At 39.0% G+C, this 10,571-nt stretch carries 8 protein-coding genes and 1 pseudogene; all 9 read left to right on the forward strand.

Features of this window, described 5'->3' with window-relative positions; all coding sequences use genetic code 11:
- The first annotated feature begins 165 nt into the window (after positions 1 to 165).
- Positions 166 to 2,340 carry an alpha-galactosidase gene (locus SST111_RS00050; protein ID WP_099809593.1) on the forward strand — a complete coding sequence of 725 codons (2,175 nt, stop codon included), beginning with the start codon at positions 166 to 168 and terminating at the stop codon, positions 2,338 to 2,340.
- Between the two features lie 12 nt (positions 2,341 to 2,352).
- Positions 2,353 to 3,588 (forward strand): extracellular solute-binding protein, encoded by a 1,236-nt coding sequence (locus SST111_RS00055; protein WP_099809594.1) that lies wholly within the window; start codon positions 2,353 to 2,355, stop codon positions 3,586 to 3,588.
- A gap of 137 nt (positions 3,589 to 3,725) precedes the next feature.
- Positions 3,726 to 4,598 (forward strand): carbohydrate ABC transporter permease, encoded by an 873-nt coding sequence (locus tag SST111_RS00060; protein ID WP_024415654.1) that lies wholly within the window; start codon positions 3,726 to 3,728, stop codon positions 4,596 to 4,598.
- A 10-nt stretch (positions 4,599 to 4,608) separates the two neighbouring features.
- On the forward strand, positions 4,609 to 5,439 hold the full coding sequence (locus SST111_RS00065) for a carbohydrate ABC transporter permease (RefSeq protein ID WP_009910491.1): 831 nt from the start codon (positions 4,609 to 4,611) through the stop codon (positions 5,437 to 5,439).
- Positions 5,440 to 5,508: 69 nt separating this feature from the next.
- Positions 5,509 to 6,957, forward strand: a complete 1,449-nt coding sequence (gene gtfA / locus SST111_RS00070) for a sucrose phosphorylase (protein WP_099809595.1) — start codon at positions 5,509 to 5,511, stop codon at positions 6,955 to 6,957.
- 72 nt (positions 6,958 to 7,029) lie between these two features.
- A complete protein-coding gene (locus SST111_RS00075) occupies positions 7,030 to 8,646 on the forward strand; it encodes a glycoside hydrolase family 13 protein (RefSeq protein ID WP_099809596.1) in 1,617 nt (538 codons plus the stop codon).
- A 77-nt stretch (positions 8,647 to 8,723) separates the two neighbouring features.
- Positions 8,724 to 9,353 carry a uracil phosphoribosyltransferase gene (gene upp, locus SST111_RS00080; RefSeq protein WP_002937309.1) on the forward strand — a complete coding sequence of 210 codons (630 nt, stop codon included), beginning with the start codon at positions 8,724 to 8,726 and terminating at the stop codon, positions 9,351 to 9,353.
- Positions 9,354 to 9,460: 107 nt separating this feature from the next.
- Positions 9,461 to 10,060: pseudogene (locus SST111_RS00085) on the forward strand (ATP-dependent Clp protease proteolytic subunit); the annotation flags it as partial.
- A gap of 126 nt (positions 10,061 to 10,186) precedes the next feature.
- Positions 10,187 to 10,459 carry a YlbG family protein gene (locus tag SST111_RS00090; protein WP_002937299.1) on the forward strand — a complete coding sequence of 91 codons (273 nt, stop codon included), beginning with the start codon at positions 10,187 to 10,189 and terminating at the stop codon, positions 10,457 to 10,459.
- Positions 10,460 to 10,571 lie beyond the last annotated feature (112 nt).

Raw genomic sequence — 10,571 nt, forward strand, 5'->3', positions numbered from 1 at the left:
TTTAGTGCACCCTTTTGTCTAGAAAATCATCTAAAAATTAATCAACTTTCTATTGACTTTTTACCACTAGACTAGGAAACATTATAACATGTTTTAAATACAAAAGACTATTAAGTAAAGCGTTTTCATTTTATAAAATAATAGCATAAAGAAGAGATGGGAGAGATGAATGTGATTGAGATTTATAATGAAAAACAGATTTTTCACCTGAAAACAAGAGAATTCTCTTATATCATCCAAGTGTTGGAAACAGGCGATCTGGTTCATCGTTATTTTGGGAAAAAAATCGAAAAATTTAGCGATGGAAACAAAATAACATATTTAGATCGATCGTTTTCTCCGAGTCCAATTACTGGTGATAGGACATACTCATTGGATGTCCTCCCACTCGAATATTCCAGCAATGGTCTGGGAGATTTTAGAACCTCAGCATTAGATGTTCGGAACGAATTTGGAGTCACTCTTGACCTAAAATACAAAGAGTATCGATTATACAAGGGGAAAAAAGAACTGAGGGGATTACCAGCAAGTTTTGGAAATCAAGAAGAGGTAGAGAGTCTTGAAATTGATCTTTACGATCAGTTGACAGATATTACCGTAACACTTCAGTATTCTGTTTTTGAAGAAGCTTCTTATCTTGCAAGGTCAGCTACAATTCAAACTGGCAAATATCCATGCAAACTAGAGAAGGTCTTGTCTGCAACGCTTGATTTTCCACATCAAGATTTCATTGTTCACAGCTTGGCAGGACGTTATGCCTATGAAAAAGAGTGGACACAGACCCCATTGACAAAAGGTCAGTATTCGATTGGTAGCATTCGAGGTGCTTCTAGTCACTCAAGAACACCTTTCTTAGCACTAGCCTCACCCGATGCAGGCGAGGACAAGGGCGATGTTTATGCAGCCCACCTTGTCTATAGTGGCAACTTTACAGCATTTGTCGAAACAACAGCCATGGAAACTAGTCGTTTGGGACTAGGATTGGAAAGTCACTATTTCTCATGGCAATTGGATAAGGATGACCGGTTTCAAACTCCAGAAGTTCTCTTATCATATACTGATAAAGGATTTACTGGCATGACACAAAATAGTCATCACTTTATCACAAAACACCTCATTCGATCATCGTTTGTAAACAAACCAAGACCCATTTTAATCAACAATTGGGAAGCGACCTATTTTGAATTTACAGAAGAAAAGATTTTACAGTTAGCTCAGGTTGCAAGTCGAGCTGGTATTGAATTATTTGTTCTGGATGATGGTTGGTTTGGTAAACGAAACAATGATGAAAGTTCATTGGGCGATTGGAAAGTCAATTTGGATAAGTTGCCAAATGGTTTGAATGGTTTAGCAGAGCGAATAAATGAGCTTGGCATGAAATTCGGATTGTGGTTTGAACCAGAGATGATTTCTATTGATAGCGATCTTTATCGTGAGCATCCTGATTGGGCAATTCGCACAGAAGGACGCTTACCAATCTACAGCCGAGAACAATTAGTTTTGGATTTGACCAAGCAGGAAGTCTGTGACTACATCATTGATAGCGTCTCTTCCATATTAGAATCAGCCAATATTTCTTATGTAAAATGGGATATGAACCGTAATATCACCAATATCCCTGAAGGTTTAGCAAATGACCAGCGCTTTGAATTCCACCATCGTTACATGCTAGGTCTCTACCGTGTATTAGACCACCTTACAAAGCGGTTCCCGGATATTCTTTTCGAATCCTGTGCAGGCGGTGGAGGTCGTAATGATTTGGGAATCATGTATTACATGCCGCAAGCTTGGGCAAGTGATGATACAGATGCGATTGAGCGCTTATCTATTCAAGAAGGTACTAGTTTGATTTATCCCCCTTCCTCAATTGGTGCACACGTTTCTGCCGTTCCAAACCATCAGGTTGGTCGGATCACACCTCTTGCTACACGAGGCAATGTGGCTATGATGGGAGGAGCGTTTGGTTACGAGCTGGATTTAACGAAACTTTCCGAAAAGGAATTGGATGAAATCAGTCAGCAAATCGAAACCTATCACTCCATTCGTGAAACTATACAATTCGGTCAGCTCTACCGTCTGAAAAAGACGAGCAATACCTGGGCTGCCAATTATGTTAGTCAAGATAAGAATCAAGCGGTCTTTACATTTGTAAAAATTCTTGCTAAACCGGAGGCACCATTGCTTCATGTCCGGTTGAAGGGGCTAGACCCAGATGCCTTGTATGAATGCCCTCAATTAGGAGAAACATTCTACGGGGATGAATTGATGAACATTGGTCTTACAATGCCACATGTTCAAAAAGATTATTTTAGTGTACAATATATTTTTAACAAAATCTAGGAGGATTTTATAATGAAAATGAAAACATTTTTAAAATGTGCGTCAGTATGTGCTTTTGCTAGCTTCTTGGTTGCTTGTGGGAATGCAAGTAGTAGCGATAAGGTAGAAATTGAATATTTCTCACAAAAACCTGAAATGCAGGCTACTCTTCAGGAAATTATTAATGATTTTGAAAAAGAAAATCCTACGATTGATGTTAAATTTTCAAATGTACCAGATGCAGGAACTGTTCTGAAAACTCGTATGGCAAATAACGAAGCTCCAGATGTCATCAATATTTATCCACAAAATGCGGACTTCAAAGCATACGCAGCGGATGGTCGTTTCTTAGAAATTGGTGATGATGCAGGTTTCAGTCATCTAAAAGATGGTGCTGTAACGCCATATCTTGTTAATGAAAAAAATTACACCCTTCCTTTGACAGCAAATGCCTATGGTATTTACTATAATAAAGATAAATTCAAAGAATTGGGTCTTGAAGTTCCAACTACCTATGCAGAATTTGTGGCTTTGGTAGACAAAATCAAGGCTGATGGCAGTGCAGCACCGTTTGCTCTTTCATTGAACGATGCTTGGTCGTTGAACGGCTACCATCAGTTAGCTTGGGTAACTGTTGCGGGTGGATTTGATGGTGCAGAAGATATTCTGATTCGTAGTGCAAAGGGAGCGATTCAAGATGATGCGACTACAAAAGCAGTTCTAGAACGCTTGCAATTGTTGAAAGACAATGGACAAAAAGGGGCGACAGGCGCGCTCTATGCAGATGCGGTGGCAGCCTTTGCAGCAGGTGATGCTCTCATGCTTCCACAAGGTACATGGGCAGCTACAGCTGTAAACCAACAAGAACCAGAATTTGAATATGGTATGTTTACATTCCCTGGCGATAAAGAAGGTGGCGACTATACCATCGGTGCAGCTGACCTTGCTCTATCTATTTCAGCAGATACAGAGCACCCAGAAGAGTCTAAAAAATTCCTAGAATACCTTTCTCGTCCAGAAGTTATCCAGAAATACTATGATGTAGATGGCTCACCAACTTCAGTTGAAGGTGTAGATACAGAAGGTAAGTTTGAAGAAACTGCTGGAGTGACACAATATGCCTTCACTGACAAACATGTAGTTTGGTTGCAATCTGAATGGGAATCAGAAGATGAGTTCTGGAACATTACTGTTGAAATGGTTAAAAATCCTAACTCAGCAGAATTAGTGAAAAAACTGAACGCATTCTTTGATCCGATGAAAAAATAATTCAAGAAAACTATAAGGAGGGCTAGAACAGCCTAGCTCTTCTTTATAGTTGCTTAGGGTCAGTTTGAATACCCCCTAACCACTCCATTCAAACTGTCCCTAAGCAACTATACATTATAGAAAAAAGGAGTACCATGATGAATCAAAAAGGATTTATTGCCAAATATTGGCCCTATCTATTTGTTGCCATACCAATTGGCCTACAGTTAATCTTTTTCTTCTATCCCTTATTTACGGGTATCTATTATAGCTTGACGGATTGGAATGGATTGACATCTGATTTCAACTTGATTGGCGTTCAAAACTATCTAGATATCTTGAAGAATCCTGATTTTTATACATCTATGACTTTTACCATTATCTTCACCATTGGTTTGGTCATCGGAGAAATTGTTATAGGGATTTGGTTGGCTAGTCTCCTTAATCGTAAGATTAAAGCTGTTGGTTTCTTTAGAACCTGGTATTTCTTCCCTGCAGTTCTTTCAACCGTTACTTTAGGCTTGATTTTTGTTCAATTGTTCAACTATGGTTTTACACAAATTGGAGAATTACTACATATTGATTGGTTGATGGAAAATTTATTGGTACAAGAAAATACTGTTATTCCAGCCGTACTCTTTGTGGCTCTCTGGCAAGGGCTGGCGATGCCAGTCATCATCTTCTTATCTGGTTTACAAAGTATTCCAGAAGATGTGAAAGAAGCAGCAGCGATTGATGGTGCTACTCGTTCTCAACAATTCTTCAATATTGAACTTCCATTCTTATTACCATCTATCAGTATGGTTTTCATCTTGGCTATGAAATCAGGTTTGACAGCATTTGATCTTATCTTTGCATTGACAAGTGGTGGACCAGATGGCAAAACAGAATCCTTGGGTTTACTCGTTTATAACTATGCCTTTGTAGACAACAAATTCTCTTATGCCAATGCATTGGCTGTAGTACTCTTCATCTTCATTATTGTCATCTCATTGATTCAGATGAGAATTTCGAAGAAATTTGAAATTTAGGAGGACTGTCATGAATACTCAAAAACAGAAAAATTGGTGGGTCTATCTCGTGCTCTTTAGCGGTATTCTCTTCATGTTTATTCCGCTACTTGTGACGATTATAAGTTCGTTCAAACCAACTAAGGAAATCACGAGCAACTTCTTTGGTCTTCCTGAAAATTTCACCTTAAATAACTACGAACGCTTGTTTAACGATGGGATTGTACAATATTTTGGCAATTCTGCCTTGATTACGATTGTTGCTGTTGGCTTGATTCTACTTGTTATTCCAATGGCAGCTTTCGCCGTAGCCCGTCAAATGAAACGCCAGACAGTGTTTAACTTTATCTACTTTTTCTTGATTATTGGGATTTTTGTACCTTTCCAAGTGATTATGCTCCCAATGACCAAATTAATGTCAAGCCTTGGTTTGAATAATATTGTCGGTTTGATTATTCTATATTTGACCTATGCAGTTCCTCAGGCCCTCTTCCTCTATGTCGGCTATATTAAGACCATTGTTCCTGAAGAAATGGATGAGGCGGCAGCTATTGATGGCTGTGATAAATTTACCATGTACTGGAAAATCATTTTCCCACTCATGAAACCCATGCATGCAACGGTTTTGATTATCAATGCCCTCTGGGTCTGGAACGATTTCCTCTTGCCTTTACTAGTATTGAACCGTGATCAAAGCATGTGGACTTTACCACTTTTCCAATACAACTATCAAGGCATGTATTTCAGTGATTATGGACCATCATTTGCATCCTATGTGGTGGGAATTATTCCAATCTTACTTGTCTATCTTGTCTTCCAAAAACATATTATTTCTGGTATGACGAGTGGTTCAGTCAAATAACTCTGAAGGTTGACTTGTCCAACCTTTTCAAATAGCTAAAAAAGAAAAGGCTTACAAAGGAGAATATTGATGAAAATTAAAAATCAAGCTATGTTGATTACTTATTCTGATAGTCTAGGTAAGAATCTTGAGGATTTGAAAAAAGTTCTTGAGGGTCCATTAAAGGATGTTGTGGGAGGTATCCATATTTTGCCGTTTTTCCCATCATCAGGTGACCGTGGGTTTGCACCAATGGATTACACAAAGGTCGACCCTGTATTTGGAGATTGGTCAGATATTGAAGCATTGAGCAAGGATTATTATCTGATGTTCGATTTTATGATCAATCATATTTCAGCCAAGTCACCGTATTTCCTTGATTTTCTTGAAAAGAAAGATGAATCAGCTTATGCGGATTTGTTCATTCGCTATAAAAACTTTTGGCCAAATGGTGAGCCAACGCAAGAAGATGTTGATTTGATCTATAAGCGTAAACCTCGTGCGCCATATCGTATTGCAACATTTGCTGATGGTAGCGAGGAGAAGGTATGGTGTACCTTTGATGAAGAGCAGATTGACTTGGATGTAACTACAGAGACAACACGTCGGTTCATCCAAGAAAATTTGGAACAGTTGGCAGAACATGGAGCTTCGATTATTCGTTTGGACGCCTTTGCTTATGCCAATAAAAAAATAGGAACCAACTGTTTCTTTGTGGAGCCTGATATTTGGGAAATGCTCCATTTTCCACGTCAGTTATTAGCACCAAAAGATGTAGAAATCTTACCAGAAATTCATGAGCACTACACCATTCAGCAAAAGATTGCGGAACAGGATTATTATGTTTATGACTTTGCCTTGCCAATGCTGGTTCTCCACGCTTTGTATTCTGGTCATGTCAATCGTCTGGTTCACTGGATGGAGATTTGCCCTCGTAAGCAATTTACAACTCTTGATACCCATGATGGAATAGGTGTTGTGGATGTTAAGGATTTACTGACGGATGAGGAGACAGAGGAAACGCGTGAAGCCTTGTATGCACAAGGTGCCAATGTGAAGAAAATTTATAGTACAGAAGCCTATAATAATTTGGATATTTATCAGATTAACTGTACTTATTATTCTGCTCTTGGCAATAACGATCAAGCTTACCTATTAGCGCGTGTTCTTCAATGTTTTGCACCAGGTATTCCACAGATTTACTATGTTGGTTTACTTGCAGGTGAGAATGATATTGAACTTTTAGAATCAACTAAGGAAGGCCGCAATATCAATCGCCATTACTATGATTTGGAAGAAATTGAGCACGAAGTACAACGGCCAGTTGTACAATCCTTATTCAAACTCCTTAAATTCCGCAATACAAGTCCAGCTTTCGACGGAGAGTTCTCTGTTAAGATGCTGGATGAAACAAGCATGGAAATTGTCTGGAACAATCAAGATGCAGGGGTGTCTGCCCGTCTAACAACAAACCTAAAAGAAAAAACCTTTGAAATTGTTGAAATAGAAGAGGGCAAAATTACCACAATTGAGTTATAATATGATTATATAGAAAGAGGGGGGTTCCCCTTTTTCTTACGTAAATAAGATTGTACAGAAAGGATCAATCAAATGCCAGAAATACAAAAGACAGATTGGTGGAAGAAGTCCGTCATTTACCAAATTTACCCTCGTAGTTTTCAAGATTCAAATGGAGATGGAGTAGGGGATATTCGAGGGATTATCAGCCGATTAGATTATCTTCACGAGCTGGGAATTGATGCTATTTGGCTCAGTCCTGTTTATCAGTCACCCATGGATGACAATGGTTACGACATCAGTGACTACCAAGGAATTGCTCCAGAATTTGGGACCATGGAAGATATGGAAGAGCTGATTGCAGAAGGCCATAAGCGCAATATCAAAATAATCATGGATTTGGTGCTCAATCATACCTCGGATGAACATTTCTGGTTTCAAGAAGCCCTCAAAGGACCAGATAATCCCTATTATGACTATTATGTTTGGGCTGATGAGCCGAATGAATTACGTTCGACCTTCTCAGGCTCTGCATGGGAATACGTTCCATATCTGAACAAATACTATCTCCACCAATTCTCTGTTAGGCAACCAGATCTGAACTGGAAAAATCCTGCTCTGAAACAAGAAATCTGGGACATGATCAATTTTTGGATTGAAAAAGGTGTCGGCGGTTTCAGGCTAGATGTGATTGATTTGATTGGAAAAGAACCGGAAAAATTAATTACAGCCGATGGACCGACTCTCCATCCTCTTATTCAGGAATTAAATGAGAAAACCTTTGGTGCATACGACTTAGTGACTGTTGGGGAAACCTGGAGTGCCAATCCAGAAAATGCTCAGTTATATTCGCATCCTGACCGAAAAGAATTTTCGATGATTTTCCAATTTGAACACGTAGGACTTGATCAGCAGGAAGGAAAAGAAAAGTGGGATTTGGCACCGCTTGATCCAGCTCGTTTGCATACCGTTCTATCCAAATGGCAGACTGAACTGGTTGGTAAAGGCTGGAACTCTCTTTTCTGGAATAATCATGATTTACCTCGTGCAATTTCTCGCTTCGGTGATGATCGACCTGCATTTCGTGAGTTAAGTGGTAAAATGTTGGCTATTTATCTTCATTTTATGTCAGGGACACCTTATATCTACCAAGGTGAGGAAATTGGTATGATTAATACGCCGATTACAGATATTAACCAAGCGGACGATATCGAAACACGTCGCATGTATGCAGAACGGATTGAAAATGGCTTTACCAAGGAGGAATTGATTACTTCTATAAATGCCAAAGGTCGTGATAATGCTCGCCGTCCAATGCAATGGACAGGAGCAGAAGGAGCGGGCTTCAGTACAGTTCAAGCCTGGCTGGCTTTGGGAGATACTGTCAAAGACATCAACGTTGAAAAAGCACTTGCAGACAAACAATCGCTTTTCTATACCTATCAAAAATTGATCGCTCTTCGGAAAGAGTATCCTTGTATGTCTGAAGGAAAATATGAAGTGATGGAGACTGGAAATAGCTTGGTAATGGCCTACCGTAAATATGATGATCAGGATGATTTCCTCATTCTGGTAAATTTCACCAGTGATGAGCAAGCATTTGACGTATCAAGCGAAGGGTATTCATTGTTTATGCATAATTACGATGAAGCTACATTTTTGGATAGACAATTATTAAGACCGTATGAGGCAATCGTTCTCAAAAAATAAATTCCTTTTCTTTTCCCATGCTTTTTTCATGAATTTTTGGTAAAATGGAAAAAACAAAAAAGAGAGGTTTTATCATCATGGGTAAATTCCAAGTCATTTCACACCCACTCATTCAGCATAAGTTGTCAATCCTTCGTCGCACATCGACTTCTACTAAGGATTTTCGTGAGTTGGTAAATGAAATCGCAATGCTAATGGGTTACGAAGTTTTGCGTGACTTGCCACTGGAAGATGTGGAGATTGAAACACCAATTACGAAAACAGTTCAAAAACAAATTGCCGGTAAAAAATTGGCTATTGTACCAATTCTTCGTGCAGGTGTTGGTATGGTTGACGGCTTGCTTAGCCTTGTGCCAGCTGCAAAGGTTGGTCATATTGGTATGTACCGTGATGAAGAGACACTTCAACCAGTCGAGTACCTTGTAAAATTACCAGAAGATATTGATCAACGTCATATTTTTGTAGTTGACCCAATGCTTGCGACAGGTGGTTCAGCTATTCTTGCAGTTGACTCATTGAAAAAACGTGGCGCTTCAAATATTAAATTTGTTGCCCTTGTTTCAGCTCCAGAAGGTGTAAAAGCTCTTCAAGAAGCACATCCAGATATTGATATCTATACGGCAGCCTTGGATGAAAAACTCAATGAAAAAGGCTACATCGTACCAGGTTTGGGAGATGCAGGTGACCGCTTGTTCGGTACAAAATAATTAAGAAATCAGCTTAGCTGGTTTCTTTTTCATTTTCTTAAATCGTGTTTTTTATTTGACCAATTTTGACTATTCATATATAATGGGTACAGAAAACCTCGAAAAGGAGTAATTTTATGATTCCAGTAGTTATTGAACAAACTAGCCGTGGTGAGCGTTCTTATGATATTTACTCACGCCTTTTGAAAGACCGTATTATCATGTTGACAGGACCAGTTGAGGACAACATGGCAAACTCTATCATTGCACAATTGCTTTTCCTTGATGCCCAAGACCCAACCAAGGATATTTACCTTTATGTAAACACACCTGGTGGATCTGTGTCAGCTGGTCTAGCTATTGTAGACACGATGAATTTCATTAAAGCTGATGTTCAAACCATCGTTATGGGAACAGCTGCGAGCATGGGAACCATCATTGCATCAAGCGGTGCCAAGGGCAAACGTTTCATGTTGCCAAATGCGGAATACATGATTCACCAGCCAATGGGTGGAACTGGTGGCGGTACTCAGCAAACGGATATGGCCATTGCTGCAGAACACCTATTAAAAACACGTAATAAGCTAGAAAAAATCTTGGCAGACAACTCAGGTAAGACAGTGAAACAAATCCACAAGGATGCCGAACGCGATTACTGGATGTCAGCTGAAGAAACCTTGGCTTACGGATTTATTGACCAGATTATGGATAATACAAAAGTCAAATAAGCAGTGACAAATATGTAATAACACTGACTATTCCTATTAGCTCCAACTCTTTTACAGGTAGTTGGAGCTTTTCATTTATCATTGAAAACGGTATAATATAGAAAGAGAATTTTTAGAGGAGAAGACATGTTTGAGAAGAAAAATCGCACTTGCTTAACTGTCTATTTACACTACAATCGTGATGCACGTAAACTCAGCCAATATGGAGATATTGTTTACCATTCCAAACGCTTGCGATATGTTTTGGTGTATATGGACCAAGAACTAGTAGAAGCTACCATATTAAAATTGAAAAAGGAACGTTTTGTAAAAAAAGTGGTTCCTTCATACATTAAGGAATTAGACCAAAACTTTGTAGGTAATCTATGGAGAGATGAAGAACCATCAGTCGTAGGATAGTCGGAATTAGCAGGTATGTATTCCCTGCTAATTTTTTATGGTAAATTCTCAAAGTAAGTTCTAGTTCCCGTCCTTCCAGAAGTTACTTTGAGAAAACTGCACAACATCAACA

Source organism: Streptococcus suis YS161 (genome assembly GCF_002760245.1).
GTDB classification, from domain to species: Bacteria; Bacillota; Bacilli; order Lactobacillales; family Streptococcaceae; genus Streptococcus; species Streptococcus suis_I.

Coding starts and splice junctions, on each gene's coding strand:
- SST111_RS00050 (WP_099809593.1), top strand. CDS start 166: ATGAATGTGATTGAGATTTATAATGAAAAACAGATTTTTCACCTGAAA.
- SST111_RS00055 (WP_099809594.1), top strand. CDS start 2,353: ATGAAAATGAAAACATTTTTAAAATGTGCGTCAGTATGTGCTTTTGCT.
- SST111_RS00060 (WP_024415654.1), top strand. CDS start 3,726: ATGAATCAAAAAGGATTTATTGCCAAATATTGGCCCTATCTATTTGTT.
- SST111_RS00065 (WP_009910491.1), top strand. CDS start 4,609: ATGAATACTCAAAAACAGAAAAATTGGTGGGTCTATCTCGTGCTCTTT.
- gtfA (WP_099809595.1), top strand. CDS start 5,509: ATGAAAATTAAAAATCAAGCTATGTTGATTACTTATTCTGATAGTCTA.
- SST111_RS00075 (WP_099809596.1), top strand. CDS start 7,030: ATGCCAGAAATACAAAAGACAGATTGGTGGAAGAAGTCCGTCATTTAC.
- upp (WP_002937309.1), top strand. CDS start 8,724: ATGGGTAAATTCCAAGTCATTTCACACCCACTCATTCAGCATAAGTTG.
- SST111_RS00090 (WP_002937299.1), top strand. CDS start 10,187: ATGTTTGAGAAGAAAAATCGCACTTGCTTAACTGTCTATTTACACTAC.